This is a genomic window from Streptococcus sp. HMSC077F03 (assembly GCF_001812375.1).
Classification (GTDB): Bacteria; Bacillota; Bacilli; order Lactobacillales; family Streptococcaceae; genus Streptococcus; species Streptococcus oralis_S.
Genome location: NZ_KV808793.1, coordinates 102,481 through 126,345, shown reverse-complemented (window position 1 = coordinate 126,345; position 23,865 = coordinate 102,481). Strand labels below are relative to the sequence as shown.

Sequence of the window (23,865 nt, the reverse complement as noted above, 5' to 3'; positions counted from 1 at the left end):
TGAGATAATGCCGTTCTCGTCAGAGAGTTTTTCTAAGCGTGCACGTTTTTGTTCTGTTAAAGCCATTTTATACCTCTTTTACTATTAATTGATCATATAGAGCTTGATAGTTGGCCATATTGACATGACCTGTCATCTTTTCTTGGACATTGAGCATACCAAGGACATTTGCCTTGATGAGGAGTTCTTGATCAGATTCCTTATGAAGAAGACCTGAAGAAATCCCTGCCACAGTAGAATCACCAGATCCGACAGGATTTACTACCTGAATTCTCGGAATATCTACCTTGTAGAAGGTATTACCATGTTTTGCAAAAGCACCATTGGCACCAAGTGAAACGATAAACCACTCAATTCCTGCAAATAGAGGTTCTTGAAGGACTTCTTTTAATTCATCCAAATCCTCTGAAACTTCTTTTCCAAGAAGCTGAGACAATTCTTCGTTATTTGGTTTGATAACTGTTGGTTTGTGTGGTGATTCAAGGACAGCCTGAAGAGCCGCACCTGAGCAGTCTAGAACAACTGGTTTCTCTACTTTATTAGCAAGTTCCACCAAGTTTGCATAATAGTCAACCGGAAGGCCAGCTGGAAGACTACCTGAGATGGCTACGACCTCTACAGTCTCAAGAAGATTCTCAAAATGAGCTAAGAAATCTTGCCCTTCTTGCTCCAGAACTTCAGGCCCTTTCTCAAGAATTTCTGTTTGGTTGTCCCCGTGTAGAATAGCGATACAGTTACGAGTCTCTCCTTGAATGGAGAAGAAACGTTTCGTTACTTTATCGTCGATGTTTTCTACTAAAAACTCACCAAGTTTACCACCGACCAAACCAGTAGCAACAACGGAATCACCAAATTCTGAAAGAACTCGTGTAACATTGAGACCCTTTCCACCAGCTGTCTTGGTCACGTCCATCACACGGTTGACAGTATCAATTTTTAATTCATCCAAAGGATAAGAAATATCAATGGATGGATTCATCGTGACTGTTAAAATCATGCGTTACCTCTTAGTCGTGGTATTCACCGCGATCCCATTTTTCAAGGAATTCTGTAAAGAAGTTTGCATCTGCTTGATGAGCATTGTGAGTTTCAACATGCTCGATTTTAGCAATCAATTTTTTGTTTTCTTCAGATGGTTTGTATTCGGCATTGATGAAAGCTTCAATGATATCGCACATAAGCAATTCACCAGTGATTTTACCACCAAAACCGATAACGTTGGCATTCAATTGCTCTTTAGCATAAAGAGCTGTTGTCATATCACGAACCAAGGCAGAACGAACACCTGGAACTTTATTTACAGCGTTGTTGATACCAACACCAGTACCACAGATACATACCCCAAGATCAGCTTGACCACTTGTAACGGCTTCACCAACTTTTTTACCAAAGATTGGGTAGTGAGTACGTGTGTGGTCATATGTACCAAAGTCAATGACTTCATATCCTTTTGATTTCAAAAATTCTGAAACCGCCATTTTTTCATCTGTTACGATGTGGTCACATCCAATTGCAATTCTCATTAGTTATTCCCTCCGATTAATTATATAAATCTAATATCATTTATCCTTACTCAATAAAAATCAAGATTAGCTTAGGAAGCGAGCTGCAAGCATAACTGAGGTTAGCTAAAGTGAGCTGACAACAGATTATCTTGATTTTTGAAGAGTATTAGCACATTTTGTTCAACATATCGACCCTAATTTGGTGACGACCACCATCGTATTTACCGTTAACAAATCCTTTAGCAATATTTTTAGCCAATTCGTCACCAACAAGTTGTGCACCCATAGTGATCATACGTGAGTTGTTGTGGCCACGAGTCATATAGGCTGAACGTTCATCTGAAACTTCTGCAGCAACCATTCCTTTGATTTTAGTTGCGACCATGAATGGACCAGCCCCATAAGCATCAATCACGATACCAAGGTTTTGTTCTTCTTTGTTTACTTCTGCAGCAACAGCAAGAGTCACATCAACAAAATCTTGACCTTCAGCTGTAACATCCACAACGTGGAAGTTTTCTTTCTCCAAGAAGTCTTTCACAACTTCTTTCAATCTCAAACCTGCAGCATCTGCACCGATAACAATAGACATATTGTATACTCCTTTTTATTTTTCTAGGCTAGTAAAGACTTTTATAGTTAGCAGTTTACCTACAAAAGACTTTCTAGCAGTTTAGTGACAAATTTGATTGAATGAGATGAATATCACCTTATCCAAGTCCAGGAAATCAATTTCCTAGAAACAAACTTTCTCCTCGAAAGAGAATATAACAAGTGATTGTTTGTTTGTTACAAACATCATTTGTTGTTTACAAACATAATATACTCCTATTTTTATAAAAAGTCAACAGTAAATGTTTGTTTTTGTGGTTTTTTTATCTAAAATATTTCAATATCAAAGCCAATTTGATCTACTTGACCGGGTTGCAAGAAACGAACGTTTTTCTTATCTTCTAAATGATCTCCTTCTTCAAGAGATGTTGACAAGCCAGACCATGGTTCAAAGGCAATGAAAGGTCCCTTATTCAAAGTTGACCAGATAATAAGATTTGAAAACTCTTGGAAGTGTACTTTTAATCCCTTCTCATGCTTACGAGAACGAAGGGCAATTGTTTTAGATTGCAACTCATCCAAAGTCACTGCATCAACACTAAACAGATCATAACTGAGGTCCACTTCCTTTTGTGAATCCAACCATGGACTTCTATCTTGAAAGTCTAACATGCCTGTTTCTGGGAAAGGACGGGGAACAGAGCAAGTCTCTTCTTTCTCAAACTCTAAATAGTAATCTTCATAAGTTTCGCCATCTAGTAGAGGGCAATTAAACCCTGGATGTCCTCCTATAAAGAATGGCATTACTTTATTGGTTTCTTTATTGAAGACTTTGTATTGAGTACGAACAGTCTTGCCGGTCACTAGATAAGTGATTTCAAGGCGGAAATGATAAGGGTAGTTTTGATAAGTATTCTCATCATCTTCGATAGCAAAGGTTACGCTGTTTTCCGTTTGTGCAACTAAGTCAAATTCTTTTTTACGAACCAAACCATGACGAGGAATGTTTCCTTTCGTCTCCGTTCCATCTGCGTGACTGTAAAAGGCTGTATCTTCTCTTAAAGAGCCACAGATTGGGAAAAGTACTGGAGCTTGTCCACTCCAGTAAGTGGCATCTCCTTGCCACAGATACTCAATGCCTTCTCGATCCTTGATCGACGACAAGGCGCCACCTAAGGTTTTAAACTGGACCGTTAACTGGTCTGATTTGATTTCAATTACCATAATGTTCTCCAACTATTTTTAGATTTTTATACGAAAAACTAGGTTGTCACTCCCAATGTAGGAAATTAACAACCTAGTTTTCACAATTTACATTTTATAGGAGCGAATTATTTAGCATTTGCTGCGTATTCTTCGTTACGTTTGATCATTTGTTTTCTATACCAAGCAAAGATACCTACATAGAAGACAAGGAAGGCTGCTGCACCAAGGATTGCTTTGATATCACCTGTTGTAGCATTACCGATTGCCCAACCAAATAGTTTTTCAATTGGTCCTTCAAGAGTTGAGTGAGTAATCAATTGAGCACTATCTACACCTTTAGGAAAGGCACCTACACCTTTAGCAAGTTCTGTTGCAAATGGTGCGATAAGAGTACCAGAAAGAAGGAAGAGAGGCAACAAGAGTGTTCCGAAGATAATCATACGGAGCAATTTACCACGTGTAACAACCAAGAGAGCTGGAGTCACACCCATAGCGATGATACCTGCAAGAGGCAAGATACCATTACCGACGTTTGAAAGAAGCACAGCTTCAACTAGCATGATTGGAGCGAGTACGTTAGCACAAGCCCAGATTTCAGCACGACCAGCGATGAAAGGCCAGTCAAGACCGATGTTGAATTTACGTCCTTGAAGACGTTTAGTAGCAACGTTTGTAATACCTTGTGAAAGTGGTTCTACGGCTGCGATGAACCAAGATCCGATAAGTGAGAAGAGTTCCAAAGCTACACCGGCTGTCAAACCAAGAGACAACCAACCTTTAATAACTTCTTGCCAGTTTGCAGCATCTTTAAGTCCTTCAACAGGTTGTGGAGTACCCATAAAACCGATAACAATACCAAGGATGAAACCGATGAAGAATTTAGATCCCCAGAAACCGATCTTTTTGTTCAATTTAGCAGCATCAAAGTCATATTTATCAAGACCTGGGAAGAATTTTTCAAAAATCTTATCCAAAACCATGATAACTGGGTTCATCATGTAGTTCATGTGTGTTGAAGTCATTGGTGATGAACTTGGTGCATTAAGAAGGTCGTCGAAAGTTGGTTTCATCAAGTCAGAGTTGATGATTTTCAAAATACCTACAAGGACAACTGCTGCAGTTGCGATGAAGAGTGAAACCCCTTGGCTAACTCCATTGTTATCTGCATACCATTTAATCAAAAGACCAGTGATTGACAAATGCCAGATATCGAAGATATCGACGTCAAGTGTATCCGTTTTCTTCATTGCAAGCATCACAACGTTGACAATCAACATTACAAGCAAGAAGTAAAGTGTCCAAGCAGATCCCCAAGTGATGGTTGCAAGTGGTGCCCAACCAACGTCAGTGATGTTCAAATGGATACCAGTGTTTTCAACGAATTTTTTAAGTGATTCTGAGAAAGCTCCATTGAGCATACCGATGATAGCACCGATACCAGTAAGAGCGATGGCAAGTTTAATACCACCTTCAAGCGCTTTGGAGAATTTCACTCCAAAAAGTAGAGCCAATACTGTCAAAATGATCAGCATGATGATTGGTCCACCCATATCCAAGATAGGTTTGAAGATATCGTTGGCCAGATTGATAATGACATCCATAATAGTTCCTCCCGTTTTTTTAGTTATATGAATGTTAACAAGATAAAGAATAAATTAGCTTAGTCCATGTTCTTTGATAGCTGCTTCAATATTGTCAAATACTGGAGCGCTCATTGCTGGAATACGGAACAAGATTGGTCCAGCTTCAATTACTGGAATACCTGGTTCAAAACCAAGGTCAGTTGCAGCGATTGGTGTAAAGATATCGTAGCCCTTGATAAGGTCTTCGTTTACATCTTTCACCATGACTGCATCACAGTGAACATCATAACCACGGTTTGAAAGTTCTTCTTCTAGAGCACTTTTAATTTGGTGACTTGAGTTAACACCTGCACCGCAGGCAGCAAGAATTTTAATCATTTGGATTTCCTCCGATTTTATTTTTTAATAGACAAGATTAAGCGGTTGCTTCAGCAATGTAAGCATAAAGTTTTTCTGGTTCGGAAATTTTTGATAGATCTTCCAGATGTCCATTTTCTGTGAAAAAGTCCATCAACTGAGCCAGAATATTTGTTTGACTTGAACTTGAGTTGTTAATGATAAAGAAGAGTAGGGATACTTCTACTTCCTTATCAGGAGCAATCATATTGTGAAAAGTTACTGGTTTTTCTAGTCGAACAACCACTACTTTCTCAGCTAGATTATGAACAATATCTGTATGAGGTATCGCTACATTTGGCAAATCTTTCCCCAGAAATTCCATATCCAAGCCAGTCGGAAATGACTTTTCACGCGTGATCAAGGCTTCACGATAAGTTGGAGTTACTATTTCTCGTTCCTCCAACAGGCTTGCTACCTGATCAAAGAGTTGTTCTTGATTATCCGCTTCTAAGCAAAACACCAGGTTTTTGTCAAAGAAATGATCTAATCCCATAACATTTTCCCTTCTTTCAATTAACTTTTATGCTATAAGTATAACACTATATGAAATCGTTGTCAATATTTTTTGTTTTATTTTGTTCATTTTTTTATAAATTGTGTTTTATTTGGTAAATACAATCAATATCAAACATCCCTTGATTTCAACAACAAAAAAAGAAGGCTGAGCCTTCTTTTTTTGGATTGGTTACTTAATAGAAGATAAAATCTCTTCTAGTTTTTGATAGTCTTTGACACTATCGATTTCATAGATGCTGTTGCCTTCTAATTCTTCTACATATACATCTAGTTCTTTAATATTATCTTTAACCATATTGTCCCAGTAGAGATCAACAAATTCACCACTCTCGTAAGCTTTGTCAATAAAGCCAACAATCTTCTCAGCAGTTGGAGCATCCCAGAATGAAACCCCACTCAAAATGCGACCAGCTTTGCTGTCAACAATAATGTCTTGGACCTTGTAGTCATCACCGTAAACCAAGAACCACTCGTTCGTACAGTCTTCACGATAAACGCTAAAATAGGTAGAACGTTTAAGATCGTTTCGAAACATATTTTTGAAAAGATAGTTATCTGCATCGATGACGTAGCTGTTAGCCAAATCTTCTTTTACTAGATAAAGTGAGTAAAAGTTATTGTAATCAGCATACTTGTCGTTAAAGACTAAACGGACACCATATTTTTCTTTTAGGTAGTCAAATTGTTCTTTGAGGTAACCGACAACGATGATAATCTCATCAATTCCTCTCTCTTTCAAAAACTCGATTTGGTATTCTACCAAAGGTTTTTGATTAACCTTAACCAAAGCTTTTGGGGTATTTTCAGTCATAGGGCGCAGACGAGTTCCTAATCCCGCTGCTAAAATAATCGCTTTCACATGAATCTCCTTTATTCTTTAATAATAATATAAACACCAGCCATAACAATAAGTGAAGTGATAATTGTCAGCATATCTAGCGGTGCACCTAAGAAAATAGCTGCAAATAAGACAGTCCAAACTACATAGCTCACATTCAAACCTGTCGCTTTCGCAGGTTGCAAACGATTAATAGCGATATAATAAGCTAAGTAGGAAATCATATCAAAGGCTGCAAAGACAATCAAAAGGACTAGTAACTGCCCATCTGCCACTTCTGCAAATGAGTGGTGAGAAAAGAGCACAATCACAAGATAGGACAGGAATGAGGTTACTTGTCGGATTAACAAGGCTTCAATTTCACTTAAATCACTTTCCATAGCATAGGAACTGAGAACACTTTCACTCCCCCAGGCAATGGCACAGATAAGGGCACAAAGAATCCCAATGTAAAACGAGTTTACTTGTTCAACCTTGTAAGTTTGAGCAATGATCGCTGCAATAATCAAGAAAACACCGAATACTGTATTCTTTGAAACCTTGTGTTTCAAAATGAAGAAGGCTAGTAAAACTGAAACTGCTGGGTAAATAGCTGATACAGATGAAGCTAGAGAACTACCGATATATTTAACCGCATAAAGATTGGCCTGCATACCTATTGGTCCTGCTAGTAAAGCTCCGATAATTACACTTACATTTCGAATATTTAAGAAAATCGAGAGACGAACTTTTCCTTCTTTTACCAAAAGAAAAGCTAACAAGATAAAGATACTCAAGAAATCATGAGCAGCAGCCACCACAAAGGGTGAAAGATTTGTAAAAATTGAAAAGATATAAGCACTAATCGTTAGACCTAATCCCCAGAAGATACCAGAGAGCAGACCAAAGGAAACACCATTTTTATTCTTCATCCTAACCTCCATAATAAGTCAAACCTTCGACAGCTCTTTGGTAACGATTGACACCGTAATCTCCAAAATCAGCCCCTTGAGCTTCTTTGTACACTGTCCACAAACTCCAGATAGTATCTTGCAAGATTTTATAGATACGAATCTTCTCACGTGATACAGGCGTTTTGTCACTTTCATAGTAGGAAAGGAAATCATCTTCCTCTTGCTTTGTAAATTCAGACTCTAAGAAAAGAGCTGCCAAATCCCACATCGGGTCATTCATAGAAGAGTATTCCCAGTCAATCAAATACAAACGACCTTGTGGTGACTCGATAAAGTTTTCTGGTACCAAATCGATGTGACAGGACTTTCTATCAACACCCAAATCAGCCAATCTCTTTTCTAGTGAAAATACATCTTTTCTTACAGCTTCATAGTTTTCATAAGGGATAGGTCCCTCAATCAAGGATTCATATTTGCTGATTTCCTCAAAAGGAGCAAATTCTCCTCTTAATTCTTTCCCTGAAGCGTGGATGGTTTGTAAAATTGGTGCAATCTTTTCAAACTTGGACTTAATTGATGTTGAATCAAGAGTTACTGCTGATTCGATGTACTCATTTACTTTAATCCCTGACTCAATATCAAAGAGATAATTTTTAACATCTAAATCTAAATCCTCTAAAAGTTCAAGATTATACTTTTCATTTTGACGATTGATGAGTTTTTCAGTCCCTTTACCAAAAAATTTCACAATATACTGTTTGTTGGTTGTTTTGACCAAATAGTTTTGGTTGGTCATGCCTCCCAGTTGTTCAACACTGAGGACTTCCTCTTCTTCAGATAGCAAAGAAGAAATTTTTTCTTTAATAATTTTCTCCACAATTAGCCTCCATCTCTTACACTTCCCACTTAAACACTGTTTTGAAAGCAGTATTTAGGTCTGTAGCAAAGACACGATGAATGTCCTTGATTTCTCTCACTGGTTCTTCGACATAAAGGATATTTTTCAGACGATTCGCAAACTTTTTAACTTCCATCATCTGTATTGCATTTTCAAAATCAATTCGTCCTGATCGAGACGAACCGACCAATAATAAACCTTTTTCTAAAGCATCTCGTGTATTGATATTGACCTTGTATTCGCTCACTCCCATCATGAGAATCGTTCCCTGTGGACGAATATAGCGAATCAAGTCATTGATAGCTGGACCTGTACCATCACCACCGCAACACTCAAATCCATGATCAAAGGTCAAATCCTCTGGGATATTATCCGTGATATAGCACTCTTTTGCAAAAGAGAAAAGCTCCAATTTTTCCCAATGGCGACCAATAACGATAATCTCTGCTTCCGGTAGTGTGTAATTGATAATATTTGCAACCACAAAGGCCAAACTACCATCTCCGATGACAGCAATGCGCTCTCGTTTGCTATGAGCAAGATGTAGGAATCGATCCATGGCATGCATACCAACACTTACAAACTCGGTAATGGCTGCAACAGTATCCTCAATGTCATTATAAGAAACAACACGGTCTTTGGGAAGAGAAACAAATTCTCGCATAAAGCCATCATAGCCACTAGATAGGAAGTAGGTCCCTGTCATGTAGTTCTCGTAGAACTCCTTGTCACTCTGCCTAGGCGGCTGATTTGGAATCATAACTACCTTTTGACCGACTTCATAAGTACCAGTTGGATCTGAAATAACAGTTCCACAAGACTCGTGAATCATAGCCATAGGAAGCTTTTTAGCCAATATCTTTGGATCACGTTTCCCTTGATAGTAACGTTGATCCGCATGACAAACCGCCATATAATTTGGACGAATCAGGATATGATTCTCCTGATCAATATCCTCTTCTTGGTATTTTACATTGATAAACTTTGGTTTGGTCAGTTGATAAATTTGATTAATCATAGCCTTAGTCTTTCTCAATCATGCTTTTCGCGATTTTCAAGTCTGTTACAGTTGTGATTTTAAGGTTTGAATATTCCCCTTTAGCTAGGGCAACGTCTTTCCCTTTTATAACAAAAATCTTACATGCATCCGTTAGGATTTCCTTTTCTTGATCAGATAGAGAACCATACAAATCCATGAAATCCTTGCAGCGGAAAGTCTGAGGTGTTTGACCTTGATAAAGGTGAGCACGATTTGGAATATCCGTGATAAACTGACCATTGGTACTTTCAACAATGGTATCAACCGCTTCTACTACTGTGTCAACCGCATCATGATTTTGGGCCAGTTTTATATTGTCCTGAATCATGCGAAGTGTGATAAATGGACGAACAGAGTCGTGGGTAATCACAATATCTTCTGGAGTGATTGGACGATAGGCATTAATGGCTTCTATAATCTTCTCGATACTGGTATTGCGATCAGCCCCACCTTTGGTAATGATGATGCGATCCTTGTGGAGAGAAAGATACTTGTCAACTAGATCCTCGGCGTGTGACACCCAGTCTCCATGAACTCCAACTACAATTTTTTCAATACTTGGTTCTAAAACAAATTTTTCAATTGTGTGAATCAAAATAGGACGATCACCCAACTCCAAGAATTGTTTTGGTAAATTACTGATTCCCATGCGTGTGCCAGTTCCTCCGGCTAGGATTCCTGCATAGACCATTTATATTCTCCTTTAGTTTATTCTAAAAAGCTCATTACTATTTATTATATCACAATCTGTCTCCATCATGAAGAAAAGACAGAGCATCATTTAGTCTAATCAAAACACCATTTAAGATAAAAAGTGAACAATGTCTTACTAAATCTGGAAAGACCATAACAAATTAAGAAATAAATTTAGGTTATTCTCTATCCCCCTCATTCAACGTTCGGTTAATATAGAGTTCTTTAGAATATAATAGAAAACTTAAAGAAAACTTAAATATATTTTTAGAAATACAAGAAAAAGCTAGGAAAATTATGGCATCCATTTTTGTAAATTTAAGAAAGCAATCTCTACGATGTTTTAAACTATTGTTAGACTTTTGCTCCTAAAATTGGTAAAATAAAAAAGAAAATAATAGAAAAAGGAAACTATAAACCGCTATGATGAACATGCAGAACATGATGCGCCAAGCACAAAAACTTCAAAAACAAATGGAACAAAGTCAAGCAGAACTCGCTGCCATGGAATTTGTTGGAAAATCAGCTCAAGACCTTGTCCAAGCAACTCTAACTGGTGATAAGAAAGTGGTCAGCATTGACTTTAATCCAGCAGTTGTAGATCCAGAAGATCTCGAAACACTTTCTGACATGACTGTTCAAGCGATTAACGCTGCACTTGAACAAATTGATGAAACAACTAAGAAGAAACTCGGTGCTTTCGCTGGAAAATTGCCTTTCTAATCCACAAAAAAAGAGAAACAGATGTTTCTCTTTTTTTTTAGAAATCAAAGAATTCCATTGCTTTCTTTAAGAGTAATTCCGTATATTCCGGATCGTCTTGAGCCATTGTGACTTGTGATTGGACCATTTCTAGGTTATCTGTTATCATGCCATCTGCTCCAAGTCTGACTGCCTTATCAAAGGACTCAGAACTATTCACAGTCCAAACATATAGTTTCTGATCTGTTGTCCAAAGTTTATTGACAAAGTATTCATCCAAAGTTGAATACTCCATGGTATAACCAGTCGCCTTGGTTCTTGGAAACACACTATTATATGGCAGGATGAAGTAAACTGGAATTTCAGAATCATAAGCCAAGACCTTATCAATCACATGATAGTCTAGTGACTGCATCTGGTGGCCATATTTCTTGATCGTCATTCCATACTTTTCAAGGAAATGGTCCATCATTTGCGGACTATCTTTTTTACTGGTTTTAATCTCAATCAGCAATTTTTGGTTTAATGTATTTGCACGTTCTAAATAATCATCAAAACTTGAAATCTTTGTTTGATAACCATTCTCGTAAATATCTGTATTTGTTAATTCATCCAGAGTTAAGTCTTGCGGTGCTGCATTAATTCTTGCTAGCGATTTAAGGTTAGCGTCGTGCATCATCACGAACTGGCCATCTTTCGTTTCTTGCACATCCATCTCGACGAGGTCTGGTTTTAGTTGGGCTGTCTTTTCTAAAGACTGTACTGTATTTTGAACACCATTTTTATTACTTACTCCTCTGTGTGAAATCACTAAAGGTGTGTTGGTATCCGGAGACTCCAGATAGATATAACCTTCTAAGGCAAAAAAGATACTTGCACACCCCATGACTCCCCACCTCATCAAATGGTCTTTCTTTCGTCTTGGCATGATCTCCAACTCTTCTCCTGTCAGGAAGGAAACAAACTTCACTAGGAAATAAGTCAGAGTCATGTAATGGAGGTTTTTAATCAAGATAAAATTAATCACACCAAGAATCAAGGATTCTTTTTGAGTAAAATTATCCATTACTGCCTGAGCAAAGAGCAAGGGGATTAACAAGACAAAGAAGAAGAGATAGGTTTTAATGATAATGAGTAGGAGATGCCAAGAGAAGAAAAGGACGTTTTTCTTCGTCTTTTGGAGACTATATTTCACACTTTCTCTTACTGTCTTTCTTTCAAAGAGAATCTTAGGAAGGGCAAACATGAAGCGAACAGAAATGTAGAGAAAGATCCAAGCGGATGCTATGATCAACAGCCCTACCAGCCAGTTCTTATCTTCTAGGTATGTAACGATAAAATCAGGGATAATAATCTTATTGAGATAGTAGATTTTTAAAATTTTCCTAATAAAAGGAAAAAGTAGAGCTACATAAAAGAAGACAAAGGCCATCTTACAAAAGCTCAATCGTTTGACAAATAGAAAGCTCTGGTGAAAGACTTTTCTACTATACTCAATCAAGGTTCTCTTTTCATGGTAGAGAAGGTGCCGCGCCCCGATAAACAAAAGACAAATCTGGAAATAGGCGACCAGGAGATTGATTGCAATTAAGATGAGAAAGGCTAAACTGATAAAAGGCGAGCCTTGTATAATCGCCCAAAAGTTATTGTAGGAGATAAACAAATAACCAGTTTGTCTCAGAAGGATGCCAGCAATCCATGAATTTAATGGTAGCCAGACAAACTCAACCATCATAAATATCAAGAAAAATAGAAATAAAATCTTATCTAGGTTATAGTATATCTTCCTAAAACCTAGCTTTTTAGGTTTTTCAGGTTTCATAAGCACTCCTAGTCTAAAAATTGGGATAAATCTAAGCCATCGAAAGGATTATTCATCGAAAAACTACTCTGGTCTTCTATTAATAGCTTTCCGTCATCCGAGTCCAAAAAGGCTTCGTAAACACGCGCCGTCATGCGGGCGTCTTCTAAACTGTTATGAGACTTCCCGTGAAAGCCTAAAAAATTCGCCACGGTTTGCAATTTGAGATTGGCTATGCCGTGTAGGTCAGAACTACGGCGTTCAAAAGCCTCATCATATAGGTCGACCTTATACTGGTCACGATAGTCCAAACCATAATCTAAGAGAATAGGTAAATCACTCTTGGCCGCATTGTAGCCAACGATAGGTGATTTACCAACAAAGGCATGAAAGTCTTTTAAAACTTGCTCGACTTTCGGCGCATCTTTCAAGGTTTCAGCTGTAATTCCAGTCAAACCATTGATAAAACTCTTCAATGGTGCTGTAGTATGGACATAAGAATCAAAAGCTGCACTTTCTTGTCCATCTTGAAAACGGACTGCTGACACTTGAATTAAATGGGTAACCCCCTCATGTTGATTGAATTCCAAATCAAAGGCAATATAATCTCTTAATTTTTCCATCTTTTCCCTCAATTTCAACTCGATTTAAAACTATAAATAATAAAAGAAGCCATTAGGTTAGTGAATAACCCAAACAGCTTCTTTATTTTCCTCCAAATAGGCGAGCAAAAAAGCCTTTTTTGGTTGCTTGGACTTCTTCTTTTGCTTGATCCAACTCTAGTTTCAAGGTTTCTTGATCCTTCATGGCTTGAAGAGTTAACTGTTGCTGTTGGTCCAACTGTTTGTCCTTTTCTGCAATCTGACGGTCTTTGATGCGCATCTGCTCATCTTTTTCTGCCAACTGCTGGTCTTTGGCCTTGAGTTGCTCGTACAATCGAAGAATTTCAGCATTTTTCTCATCAACCAATATTTCCATCAGTTCACGTTGTTTGACATCATCACTGACTGGTTCATCTTCAAAAATCGTTTTTTTGTAGATTTCTTCTAGCTTGATCAAGCCACTTCGAGTCACTACAGTTACACCTTTGTCATTTTTTTTCGTGTCCTCTTCTGGAAGTTCTTTGACACGATTATTGATTGCTTGACGAGATAGGCCTAAGACCTCTGCAATCTCACTGACGGTCATTTCAATACTCATAATATCCTCTGAAACGTTTTCTAGCTTTTCTTTATTTAAATCTTATCATAAGCTAGATAAACTGTCAAATTTCCGCTTAATCCAAAGCCTTTAAAAAGGCTAGTAAGACTTGGGCAGAACGACGTCCAGCTTCAATGATAAACTCATCAAATGAGATAGAGGCCTCGTGATTGGCATTGTCACTCATAGCGCGAATGACTAGGAAAGGTAGGTCAAGAGCCTGAGCTGCCTGAGCAATGGCTGCCCCTTCCATTTCAACTGCTAAAACATCTGGAAAGTGGGACTTGATACTAGCAATCTTATCATCCCCAGCTATAAAACTGTCCCCTGTAGCAATCAATCCTATGTGCCAAGTCTGTTCTAACTGAGATAAATTTGTTTGAATCCTAGCGATAAAGTTCTTATCTGAGTCAAAGTAGAGGGGTTGACCAGCCATCTGACCATAAGCATAGCTAAACGCAGTCACATCCACATCATGGTAGACAAGTTTATCCGCAATCACGACATCACCGACGGCAATCCCTTCTGCAACTGCACCTGCCGATCCTGTATTGATAACGGCATCCACTTGGAAGTGGTCAGCTAACACCGCTACACTCATAGCCGACATGACCTTCCCAATCCCACTCTGAACTAGGACAACTTCTGTCTTGCCAACAGTACCAGTGTAGTAAGTATTTCCCAAAACCTGAACTTCTTGAGTTTTGGCCAAATTCTGAGTCAAGTGTAGGAGCTCTTCTGGCATTGCTGCAATGATTCCAATTTTCATTTTATTTCCTTTCGATTACAAGAGTTTCATTGCCAACACTAACAAAATTAAGAGTAGGATGACTGCAAATAAGATACGATTGAGTTTTAAATTAAAAACATTTCTCTTGGTATTCTCAATACGACGGCTCTTATGAATCGTTGGCTCTACTTCGATTGTTAAAGTATCTTGAATAGAATTATAGTCTCTAGAACGTGAATAACCAAAGTTTTGTGAAGAAGTTGATAAAATTTTAGTTTCCTCGTCATCTTGAAGAGGTGGCCCGGAGATTTGCTCACCACGATTGGCACGTTCGATTATTTCATCTGTTAATAAAGGTTTTCCCATGGGTTGCTCCTCTATTTCTTTTGTAGTTCCCAGTACTGGATTGCCATAATAGTCTTGGCATCACAGATATGACCTGACTGGATCAGGTTCTTGGCCTCCTCTAGACTCACTTCTAGGACTTCCAAGGTTTCATCATCGTCTTGCGGACGAGGATTATCTACCTTCGTCAAATCACTTGCGAGGTAGAGTTTTAATTTTTCGTTACAAAAACCAATTGCTGAATAAAAATCGTATAAGAGTTCTAAATTAGCTGTGTAAGCAACCTCTTCTTCCAATTCCCGAAGAGCCGCTGCCATTGGATCTGCATTTTCACCAGTTTCCAGTTTTCCTGCGGGAATCTCATAAGAAACAGCCTCGATGGCCTTCCGGTATTGCTTAACGAGGACAATTTTATCCTCAGCTGTCACAGCTAGAACACAAACAGCTCCATTGTGAAAAATCAAGTCACGTTGAGCAGTACCCTTTCCTTCTGGCAGTTCAACCTGATCTTGCACCAGTTTAAAGATAGGACCTTGATAGATTTCTTTTCGGCTAATCGTTTTTTCTTCAAATTCCATGATAGACTCCTACTGATTCTTAGGATGATGAGGCAAACGTAGTGCATATTCATCTTTATTAACTTGACGTCCACGTCCAATAGCAATCGCATCCGCAGGCACGTCTTTAGTAATCGTTGAACCAGCTCCAACTAGTGAATTATCACCAAGTTCCACTGGAGCAATGATGGTTGAGTTTGATCCAACAAAGACATTGTTGCCAATGACAGTCTTGTACTTATTCTTCCCGTCGTAGTTAACTGTAATCGTGCCTGCACCAAAGTTAACATGGCTACCTACCTCACAGTTTCCGATATAGGTCAAATGACCTGCCTTGGTATTTTCACCGATTGAAGATCCTTTTACTTCAACAAAGTTTCCAATGTGAACTTGAGCAGCCAGACTTGAACCTGGACGGATATGGGCATAAGGACCAACAGTAACGCCGTCTGCAACCGTACTTTCCTCAATCATAGAATTCGTAATCACAGCCCCAGCTCCAATATTACTATCCACAATATAAGTTCCATTTGTTAAAATAGTCTCTGCCCCAATCTTTATTTGACCCTTCAAGGTAACATTGGCTTCGATTTGGACATCAGGAGCAATCTCGACATCAATGTCGATGTAGGTTGCTTCAGGATTGACAAAGCTAACGCCATTAACCATGTGAGCGTGATTGATACGGCGACGCATCACTGCTTCCGCAATCGCAAGAGCTACACGATCATTTACTCCAAGACTTTCATCAAAATCCTTGAGTGTATAGGCCCCAACCTTCTCACCCGCATTACGGAAAATACCAATCACATCAGTAATATAGTATTCACCTTGGGCATTGTTAGTGTTGATATTTTTAAGAGCTTCAAAAAGACGTTGGTTATCAAAAACGTAAGTTCCTGTATTGATTTCCTTGATTTGTTTTTCAAAATCTGTGGCATCTTTCTGCTCAACAATTCGAAGGACTTCTGCGTTATCGTTGCGGACAATTCGACCGTATCCAAAAGGATTTGCCGCTTCAGCTGTCAGGATAGTCGCCACATTTTTGTGATTGATATGGAAATCCAAGAGATTTTTCAAGCTTTCACCCGTAATCAGAGGTGTATCACCAGCGATAACCAAGGTATGGCCAGTCAGGCCTTCTAAGATTGGCTCTGTCATCATAACAGCATGTCCTGTGCCCAGTTGTTCCGATTGAGTTACAAAGTCTGTCTGTCCAGCCAAGACTTGCTCAACTAGCTCCGCCTTGTGTCCCACAACAGTGACTGTTTTTTCAGGTTGAATAGCACCAACACTACGAAAAACATGTTCCAACATCGAAATTCCTGCTACCTTATGAAGTACCTTTGGAAGATCTGATTTCATGCGAGTACCCTTACCCGCTGCTAAGATAATGGCATAATTTGACATACTATTCTCTTTTCTGTAAAAGTTCCCTTATATTATACCATAATTTACCTCCTTAGGAGTAAACAAACAGAGAAATAGGGGAAAACATGCTAGTTCATTCATCTTTTTAACGTTTTCTTTGATTTTTTTATCTATTTACGTTAAACTAAGTAGATATGAGAAAAGAGATTCATCCAGCTATTATTTTTAGTCTATTCACCATTGTTATAGCTATTTTAATCTTTAATAAACCAGCTTATGAAGACCATTCGGTCAAGTCAAAAAGCAACACTGTTCAAGTTGAAAACCAGGCCTTGCATAATCTTGATAAACCCATTATTGACATTTCTGGTTGGCAAAGACCGGAGGAGATAAACTACGATATTTTATCTCAAAACATTTCTGGTGTTATCGTTCGCGTGCACAATGGGGCACAGCACACTAAAACAAATGATGCTGCCTTTATCAATGGGGTCGATAAAGCCTATAAAAATCACATTGCAGAATTTCAAAAGCGCAATGTCCCCGTAGCCGTTTATGCTTATCTAGCTGGTACGAACAAAGAAGAAATGGAAAAAGCGGCTGAAGTTTTCTACAATTCTGCTTCTCCATACAATCCTAGTTATTACTGGCTTGACGTTGAGGAAAAAACAATGGCAGATATGAATGACGGAGTCGAAGCTTTTCGAGCTAAACTTGAATCACTGGGCGCTAAAAATATCGGGATTTACATTGGTGTCTACTTCATGCAAGAACACAGTATCAATACAGATAAGTTCACTGCTATTTGGATTCCTTCCTATGGAACTGACTCTGGTTATTTTGAAACTAAGCCAAATACTGATTTAGATTATGACCTCCATCAGTATACTTCCAAAGGAAAAATTGCAGGATTTGAACATCACCTAGACATCAATCTCATTTCTACTGATAAGGAAAAAGAAGAAACCTTCAGAAAGCTATTTTTAAGACCGTAAAGCAAGTGAAAGTCGCAACTTTTTCACTTGCTTTTTCATTTTTTTGCTGTCTGTGTTATAATTGATAGGATAGAGAAAGAAATTTATGAAATTGAGGAGTCTAATATGTTTTCATGGATTGCAAGAGTTATCAAAGGAATCGTCATTGCCTTAGGATTTATCCTACCTGGAATTTCTGGTGGTGTTCTGGCTGCAATTTTGGGTATCTACGAGCGAATGATTGCTTTTCTAGCTCATCCTTTTAAGGATTTCAAATCAAATGTACTTTACTTTATCCCAGTAGCTATCGGGATGCTACTCGGAATTGGGCTATTTTCATATCCAATCGAGTATTTATTAGAAAATTACCAAGTCTATGTTTTATGGAGTTTTGCTGGAGCTATCATTGGTACAGTTCCTAGCCTCCTTAGGGAATCTACTCGAGAATCTGATCGTGATAAGATTGATCTAGTCTGGTTCTGGACCACCTTTATCCTTTCAGGACTAGGGCTCTACGCGCTAAACTTTGTTCTTGGTTCTCTCAGCGCCAGTTTCGCTAGTTTCATCTTGGCAGGTGTTCTTTTAGCTCTAGGTGTCTTGGTGCCTGGTTTAAGTCCATCAAATCTACTCTTGATTTTAGGACTGTACGCTCCGATGCTAACTGGCTTTAAGACATTTGATTTATTTGGCACCTTCCTTCCTATCGGAATTGGTGCAGGTACAACTCTTATTATCTTTTCAAAATTAATGGACCATGCCTTGAACAACTACCACTCCCGTGTTTATCACTTTATTATTGGGATTGTGCTATCAAGCACCCTCTTGATTTTGATTCCGAATGCTGGAAGTGCTGAAAGTATCCAATACACTGGACTTTCTATAGTGAGCTATGTTCTCATCGCCTTCTTCTTTGCGCTTGGCATTTGGCTTGGTATCTGGATGAGTCAATTGGAGGATAAGTATAAATAATGGCAAAAAAAGTAAAAATTAAAAAAACTCTTGTCGAGCAGATCTTAACCAAAGCAGGAATTGAGCACACAGGGATTCAAATCAATGCGCTTGAAGGAGAACTTCCGTCGGGATATGATAGAACGCATATCTTTAAAACCTTGGCTCTGCTGGGGGACAAGACAGGCCCAATTATCGGAATCGTCCCCATAACAGAACATCTCGCTGAGAAAAAACTAGCAAAGGTTTCTGGTAATAAAAAAGTGAGCATGATTCCGCAGAAAGACTTAGAAAAAACAACAGGCTACATTCATGGGGCAAATAACCCCGTCGGCATTCGCCAAAAACACAATTATCCTATTTTTATTGATCAGACTGCTTTGGATTTGGATCAAATGATTGTCTCTGCTGGAGAAGTCGGGCATAGCATCATCATACGCCCTCAAGACTTGGCCAGCTTTGTAAAAGCGGATTTTGCTGATATCTTGGAGGAAAGTAAGTCATGAAACTCTATTTTGTTCGCCATGGGCGCACCCTCTGGAATCTTGAAGGACGTTTTCAAGGTGCTAGCGGTGACTCTCCCCTTCTTCCAGAATCCATTGACACCCTAAAGCAACTTGGTCAGTATCTCAAGGAAATTCCTTTTGATACGATTTATTCTAGTGATTTACCCAGAGCGGTCAAATCTGCTGAAATTATCCAAAGTCAACTCCAATCCCCTTGTCCTTTGAAGAGCATTCCTGACCTACGTGAATGGCAACTTGGCAAACTAGAGGGATTAAAAATCGCTACGCTCAATGCCATTTACCCACAACAAATAAAGGCCTTTCGCTCTAATCTGGCCCAGTTTGATACGAAGATGTTTGAAGCCGAGTCCCTCTACTCTACGACTCAGCGAACCATTCAATTTATCAAATCTCTGAAAGGAAGTCCAGCTGAAAACATTCTAATCGTTGGTCATGGTGCAAATCTCACTGCTAGTCTACGTACTCTCTTAGGCTATAAAGAGACTCACCTTCGCAAAGATGGAGGCTTGGCCAATGCTAGTCTGACAGTTTTAGAGACCGATGATTTTGAAACCTTCACTCTGGAAAGATGGAATGACACTTCTTATCAAAGAAAATAATGAAACTTGATCCCAGCGGTCAAGTTCTTTTTAGTTTTCAAAGAATATCCGTGAATTTCTCTGCTATTTATGATAAAATGGGAGTATCGCAAAAAATGACTCATCGTATCAAATTTTGAGTAAAATTAGGAGGAACCCATGTCTACAGAACATATGGAAGAACTAAATGACCAGCAGATCGTTCGCCGTGAAAAAATGGCTGCGCTCCGTGAACAAGGAATCGATCCCTTCGGAAAACGTTTTGAACGTACTGCTAACTCTCAAGAACTAAAAGACAAATTTGCAGAACTTGATAAAGAACAATTACATGAATTAAACGAAACTGCTACTATCGCTGGACGTTTAGTTAGTAAACGTGGTAAAGGTAAAGTCGGCTTCGCCCATCTTCAAGACCGAGAAGGTCAAATCCAAATCTACGTTCGTAAAGATGCTGTTGGTGAAGAAAACTACGAAATCTTTAAGAAGGCTGACCTCGGTGACTTCCTCGGTGTCGAAGGTGAAGTCATGCGTACAGATATGGGAGAGCTCTCTATCAAGGCAACTCACATTACACACTTGTCTAAAGCACTTCGCCCACTTCCAGAGAAATTCCACGGTTTGACTGACGTTGAAACCATCTATCGTAAACGTTACCTTGACTTGATTTCTAACCGTGAAAGCTTTGAACGTTTTGTCACTCGTTCAAAAATCATCTCTGAAATCCGTCGTTATCTAGACCAAAAAGGTTTCCTTGAAGTGGAAACACCTGTTCTTCATAATGAAGCCGGTGGTGCTGCTGCTCGTCCATTTATCACTCACCACAATGCCCAAAACATTGACATGGTGCTTCGTATTGCGACTGAGCTTCACTTGAAACGCCTTATCGTTGGTGGTATGGAACGTGTTTATGAAATTGGCCGTATCTTCCGTAACGAAGGAATGGATGCTACACATAACCCTGAGTTCACTTCTATCGAAGTTTACCAAGCTTATGCGGACTTCCAAGATATCATGGACTTGACGGAAGGTATTATCCAACACGCTGCTAAAGCTGTTAAAGGTGACGGCCCAGTCAACTACCAAGGAACTGAAATCAAAATCAATGAACCATTTAAACGTGTTCACATGGTGGATGCTATCAAAGAAATTACTGGTGTAGATTTCTGGCAAGACATGACTTTCGAGGAAGCCAAAGCTATCGCTGCTGAGAAGAAAGTTCCAGTTGAGAAACACTACACTGAAGTTGGTCACATCATCAACGCTTTCTTTGAAGAGTTTGTCGAAGAAACCTTGATCCAACCAACCTTTGTCTATGGTCATCCAGTAGCTGTATCACCACTTGCTAAGAAAAATCCTGAAGATGAACGCTTTACTGACCGTTTTGAGCTCTTCATTATGACCAAGGAATACGGTAACGCCTTTACCGAGTTGAACGACCCAATCGATCAGCTTAGCCGTTTTGAAGCTCAAGCAAAAGCTAAAGAACTTGGGGACGATGAAGCAACTGGCATCGATTACGATTACATCGAGGCTCTTGAATACGGTATGCCACCAACAGGTGGTTTGGGAATCGGTATCGACCGTCTCTGCATGCTCCTCACAGACACAACTACTATCCGTGATGTATTGCTTTTCCCAACAATGAAATAAACTCTAATCCTCTGGTCCTTGTCAGAGGATTTTCCAATACTAAAAGAGACTGAGATTGAACTGCACCCCAAAAGTTAGACAGAAAAAATCTAACTTTTGGGGTGTTTTTACTATGAAATTAACTTATGAGGATAAAGTTCAGATCTATGAACTTAGAAAACAAGGATATAGCTTAGAGCAGCTTTCAAATAAATTTGGGATAAACAATTCTAATCTTAGGTACATGATTAAATTGATTGATCGTTACGGAATAGAATTCGTCAAAAAAGGAAAAAATCGTTACTATTCCCCTGAATTAAAACAAGAAATCATTGATAAAGTCCTACTTGAGGGGTGATCGCAACTAAGCGTATCTCTGGATTATGCTCTCCCAAATCGTGGTATGCTTTCAAATTGGCTGGCGCAATACAAGAAAAACGGGTATACTATTGTTGAGAAAACAAGAGGGAGACCAGCTAAAATGGGACGTAAACGAAAGAAAACTTGGGAAGAAATGACAGAATTAGAACGACTCCAGGAGGAGAATGAACGCTTACGGACTGAGGTGGCCTACCTAAAAAAGTTAAAAGAGTTAGAGGAAAGGGACGAAGCCCTAGAGCGAGAAAGGCAGAGGCAGTTAGAGAAATGGCTTCAGGAGGATTTAGACTAGATTTGCTTCTTGAAACAGCACGTTTAGCTCGCTCGACTTACTACTATCAGTTGAAGGAACTAGATGGGCTTGACAAAGATAAAGAGCTTAAAACCGAAATTCAGGCCATTTATAATGAACATAAAGGAAATTATGGCTATCGCCGAGTTACTCTCGAACTCAGAAATCGTGGTTTTGTAGTGAATCATAAGAAAGTTCAACGTCTGATGACGGTCCTTGGTCTAACGGCTCGAATTCGTCGTAAACGGAAGTATTCTTCCTACCAAGGAGAGATTGGCAAGAAAGCAGATAATCTCATTCAACGCCAGTTTGAAGCAGCTAAACCAATGGAAAAGTGCTATACGGATGTGACAGAATTTGCCATTCCAAATAGCACACAAAAATTGTATTTATCGCCAGTTTTAGATGGCTTTAATAGCGAAATTATCGCCTATAATCTTTCAACTTCACCTAATTTAGAACAAGTGAAGAGTATGTTAAACTAGGCATTCACAGAGAAACACTATGAAAATACCATTTTACACAGCGACCAGGGCTGGCAATACCAACACGATTCTTATCATCGGTTCCTAGAAAGTAAGGGAATTCAGCCGTCTATGTCACGCAAGGGCAACAGCCCAGACAACGGTATGATGGAGTTCTTCTTCGGTATTTTGAAATCGGAGATGTTTTATGGTTATGAGGAGTCGTTTCAGTCGCTTAAGCAATTGGAACAAGCCATTGTAGACTATATTGATTATTACAACAACAAACGAATTAAGGTAAAACTAAAAGGACTTAGTCCCGTGCAGTACAGAACTAAATCCTTTCAATAATTATTTGTCTAACTTTTTGGGGTCAGTACAGATAAACTCAATCTCTTTTCTTATTCTTGATTTTTAACTTGACTGGTGGCTACATCTTCCCCAAACCATTTCTGGCTGATTTCCTGGAATTTTCCTTCTTGGTATAGTGAGATAAAGGCTTGATTCAGAGCAGCTAGCAACGTTTTATCAGCATGTCTAACACCGACTGCAAAGGATTCGCTTTCAAATCCAGCTGAAAAGACATTGTAGTCATTTAATATCCCTTCAGACTGGAGATAATAATTGGCATAGACACGGTCAATCAACAAGGCATCAATCCGATCATTTTTCAAATCAATTAAGGCTTCATTGAAACTTTGGTATTGGTTGGCTTTCTGGTCTTTCACTCTATTCTTGAGTAGTTCTGGTTGTCCTTCAAAATTCAAATAGCCAGAAGATCCAGCCTGGGCCCCTAAAACTTTGTCAGTCATATCCTGAACTGAGTGGATATTTTGAGACTTTTTAGAGACCAAAACTTGTTGATTTTCCATGTAAGGAATGGTAAAGGCAACCTTCTCTTTCCGTTCATCTGTTGCTGTATAGCCATTCCAGATGGCATCAATGGTACCATTTTGTAGTTCGGTTTCTTTCATATCCCAATCGATGGGTTGAAATTTAATCTGAATTCCTAGCTTTTCAGAGACAGCTTGAGCTAGGTCAATATCAAAACCTGCATACTGGCCATTCTTTTCCTCAAATCCCATGGGAACAAAGGTATTGTCAAAGCCAATGGTAATGCTACCCTGCTTTTGATATTTGGCCCAATTATCCTGATTTGGATCACTTGCCTTCTGAGTACAAGCCGTCAGGAAGAAGCTAAAGAACAGAGCAAGTACAAGGGCAATTTTCTTTCTCTTCATAGGCAC

26 protein-coding genes and 2 pseudogenes are annotated in these 23,865 nt (G+C 38.9%); 7 read left to right on the top strand and 21 right to left on the bottom strand.

The genetic code is table 11. The features are described 5' to 3' along the window. The 13 genes and pseudogenes from HMPREF2853_RS10080 to HMPREF2853_RS05820 all read right to left on the bottom strand — a co-directional run. Positions 1-66: pseudogene (locus tag HMPREF2853_RS10080) on the bottom strand (tagatose-bisphosphate aldolase); the annotation flags it as partial. 1 nt (position 67) lies between these two features. Next, positions 68-997 carry a tagatose-6-phosphate kinase gene (locus HMPREF2853_RS05875; RefSeq protein WP_070535244.1) on the bottom strand — a complete coding sequence of 310 codons (930 nt, stop codon included), beginning with the start codon at positions 995-997 and terminating at the stop codon, positions 68-70. A 10-nt stretch (positions 998-1,007) separates the two neighbouring features. Next, a complete protein-coding gene (gene lacB, locus HMPREF2853_RS05870) occupies positions 1,008-1,523 on the bottom strand; it encodes a galactose-6-phosphate isomerase subunit LacB (protein ID WP_001216921.1) in 516 nt (171 codons plus the stop codon). Positions 1,524-1,671: 148 nt separating this feature from the next. After that, positions 1,672-2,097, bottom strand: a complete 426-nt coding sequence (lacA, locus tag HMPREF2853_RS05865; RefSeq protein WP_000029277.1) for a galactose-6-phosphate isomerase subunit LacA — start codon at positions 2,095-2,097, stop codon at positions 1,672-1,674. A 287-nt stretch (positions 2,098-2,384) separates the two neighbouring features. Further along, positions 2,385-3,281, bottom strand: coding sequence for an aldose 1-epimerase family protein (locus HMPREF2853_RS09755; RefSeq protein WP_083306896.1), 897 nt, complete (start codon positions 3,279-3,281; stop codon positions 2,385-2,387). Positions 3,282-3,388: 107 nt separating this feature from the next. Next, entirely contained in the window at positions 3,389-4,864 is a 1,476-nt protein-coding gene (locus tag HMPREF2853_RS05855; protein ID WP_000382527.1) for a PTS galactitol transporter subunit IIC, read from the bottom strand. Positions 4,865-4,918: 54 nt separating this feature from the next. Next, a complete protein-coding gene (locus HMPREF2853_RS05850) occupies positions 4,919-5,224 on the bottom strand; it encodes a PTS sugar transporter subunit IIB (RefSeq protein WP_000590551.1) in 306 nt (101 codons plus the stop codon). Positions 5,225-5,261: 37 nt separating this feature from the next. Then, a complete protein-coding gene (locus HMPREF2853_RS05845) occupies positions 5,262-5,738 on the bottom strand; it encodes a PTS sugar transporter subunit IIA (protein ID WP_070535242.1) in 477 nt (158 codons plus the stop codon). A gap of 192 nt (positions 5,739-5,930) precedes the next feature. Further along, positions 5,931-6,620, bottom strand: coding sequence for a sugar phosphate nucleotidyltransferase (locus HMPREF2853_RS05840; RefSeq protein ID WP_061588148.1), 690 nt, complete (start codon positions 6,618-6,620; stop codon positions 5,931-5,933). A gap of 11 nt (positions 6,621-6,631) precedes the next feature. After that, positions 6,632-7,510: a DMT family transporter gene (locus HMPREF2853_RS05835; RefSeq protein ID WP_070535240.1), complete on the bottom strand. Its 879-nt coding sequence runs from the start codon at positions 7,508-7,510 to the stop codon at positions 6,632-6,634. 1 nt (position 7,511) lies between these two features. Further along, on the bottom strand, positions 7,512-8,369 hold the full coding sequence (locus HMPREF2853_RS05830; RefSeq protein ID WP_070535237.1) for a phosphotransferase family protein: 858 nt from the start codon (positions 8,367-8,369) through the stop codon (positions 7,512-7,514). A 16-nt stretch (positions 8,370-8,385) separates the two neighbouring features. After that, positions 8,386-9,408: a ribitol-5-phosphate dehydrogenase gene (locus HMPREF2853_RS05825; protein ID WP_070535231.1), complete on the bottom strand. Its 1,023-nt coding sequence runs from the start codon at positions 9,406-9,408 to the stop codon at positions 8,386-8,388. Positions 9,409-9,412: 4 nt separating this feature from the next. After that, positions 9,413-10,120, bottom strand: a complete 708-nt coding sequence (locus HMPREF2853_RS05820; protein WP_000262370.1) for an IspD/TarI family cytidylyltransferase — start codon at positions 10,118-10,120, stop codon at positions 9,413-9,415. 425 nt (positions 10,121-10,545) lie between these two features. Between HMPREF2853_RS05820 and HMPREF2853_RS05815 the strand changes: the two genes are divergently transcribed. After that, on the top strand, positions 10,546-10,845 hold the full coding sequence (locus HMPREF2853_RS05815) for a YbaB/EbfC family nucleoid-associated protein (RefSeq protein ID WP_000981516.1): 300 nt from the start codon (positions 10,546-10,548) through the stop codon (positions 10,843-10,845). 37 nt (positions 10,846-10,882) lie between these two features. Here the strand turns inward: HMPREF2853_RS05815 and HMPREF2853_RS05810 are convergent, their stop codons facing one another. From HMPREF2853_RS05810 to glmU, 7 genes are all read right to left on the bottom strand, one after another. Beyond that, a complete protein-coding gene (locus tag HMPREF2853_RS05810) occupies positions 10,883-12,646 on the bottom strand; it encodes a glycerophosphoryl diester phosphodiesterase membrane domain-containing protein (RefSeq protein WP_070535229.1) in 1,764 nt (587 codons plus the stop codon). 8 nt (positions 12,647-12,654) lie between these two features. Continuing rightward, the gene (locus HMPREF2853_RS05805; protein WP_070535228.1) at positions 12,655-13,248 is read right to left on the bottom strand and encodes a 3'-5' exonuclease; all 594 of its coding nucleotides are present in this window, start codon (positions 13,246-13,248) and stop codon (positions 12,655-12,657) included. 82 nt (positions 13,249-13,330) lie between these two features. Further along, the gene (gene rocS / locus HMPREF2853_RS05800) at positions 13,331-13,825 is read right to left on the bottom strand and encodes a chromosome segregation protein RocS (RefSeq protein WP_000021248.1); all 495 of its coding nucleotides are present in this window, start codon (positions 13,823-13,825) and stop codon (positions 13,331-13,333) included. A 76-nt stretch (positions 13,826-13,901) separates the two neighbouring features. Further along, positions 13,902-14,594 (bottom strand): 5'-methylthioadenosine/adenosylhomocysteine nucleosidase, encoded by a 693-nt coding sequence (locus HMPREF2853_RS05795; RefSeq protein WP_033605651.1) that lies wholly within the window; start codon positions 14,592-14,594, stop codon positions 13,902-13,904. 15 nt (positions 14,595-14,609) lie between these two features. Then, positions 14,610-14,921 (bottom strand): cell wall synthase accessory phosphoprotein MacP, encoded by a 312-nt coding sequence (macP, locus tag HMPREF2853_RS05790; protein ID WP_007521803.1) that lies wholly within the window; start codon positions 14,919-14,921, stop codon positions 14,610-14,612. An 11-nt stretch (positions 14,922-14,932) separates the two neighbouring features. After that, positions 14,933-15,478 (bottom strand): NUDIX hydrolase, encoded by a 546-nt coding sequence (locus tag HMPREF2853_RS05785; RefSeq protein WP_070535226.1) that lies wholly within the window; start codon positions 15,476-15,478, stop codon positions 14,933-14,935. 9 nt (positions 15,479-15,487) lie between these two features. Further along, the gene (gene glmU, locus HMPREF2853_RS05780) at positions 15,488-16,867 is read right to left on the bottom strand and encodes a bifunctional UDP-N-acetylglucosamine diphosphorylase/glucosamine-1-phosphate N-acetyltransferase GlmU (protein ID WP_070535224.1); all 1,380 of its coding nucleotides are present in this window, start codon (positions 16,865-16,867) and stop codon (positions 15,488-15,490) included. Positions 16,868-17,022: 155 nt separating this feature from the next. On the opposite strand from glmU, the gene HMPREF2853_RS05775 reads away from it, so the two are divergent. The 6 genes and pseudogenes from HMPREF2853_RS05775 (at position 17,023) to HMPREF2853_RS09750 (ending at position 22,969) form a co-directional block, all read left to right on the top strand. Further along, the gene (locus tag HMPREF2853_RS05775) at positions 17,023-17,823 is read left to right on the top strand and encodes a glycoside hydrolase family 25 protein (RefSeq protein WP_070535223.1); all 801 of its coding nucleotides are present in this window, start codon (positions 17,023-17,025) and stop codon (positions 17,821-17,823) included. Between the two features lie 105 nt (positions 17,824-17,928). After that, a complete protein-coding gene (locus tag HMPREF2853_RS05770) occupies positions 17,929-18,771 on the top strand; it encodes a DUF368 domain-containing protein (protein WP_070535221.1) in 843 nt (280 codons plus the stop codon). Further along, complete coding sequence (locus tag HMPREF2853_RS05765) at positions 18,771-19,256, top strand: aminoacyl-tRNA deacylase (protein WP_070535219.1); 486 nt, start codon at positions 18,771-18,773, stop codon at positions 19,254-19,256. The genes HMPREF2853_RS05770 and HMPREF2853_RS05765 overlap by 1 nt, the downstream gene beginning before the upstream one ends. After that, positions 19,253-19,876, top strand: coding sequence for a histidine phosphatase family protein (locus tag HMPREF2853_RS05760; protein ID WP_070535217.1), 624 nt, complete (start codon positions 19,253-19,255; stop codon positions 19,874-19,876). Before HMPREF2853_RS05765 ends, HMPREF2853_RS05760 begins: the two co-directional genes overlap by 4 nt. Before the next feature lie 138 nt (positions 19,877-20,014). Beyond that, positions 20,015-21,505, top strand: a complete 1,491-nt coding sequence (gene lysS / locus HMPREF2853_RS05755) for a lysine--tRNA ligase (RefSeq protein ID WP_070535214.1) — start codon at positions 20,015-20,017, stop codon at positions 21,503-21,505. A gap of 112 nt (positions 21,506-21,617) precedes the next feature. Then, a pseudogene (locus HMPREF2853_RS09750) lies at positions 21,618-22,969 on the top strand (IS3 family transposase). A 50-nt stretch (positions 22,970-23,019) separates the two neighbouring features. On the opposite strand, the gene HMPREF2853_RS05730 reads toward HMPREF2853_RS09750, so the two are convergent. After that, positions 23,020-23,859, bottom strand: a complete 840-nt coding sequence (locus HMPREF2853_RS05730; protein ID WP_070535210.1) for an amino acid ABC transporter substrate-binding protein — start codon at positions 23,857-23,859, stop codon at positions 23,020-23,022. Between the last annotated feature and the right edge of the window lie 6 nt (positions 23,860-23,865).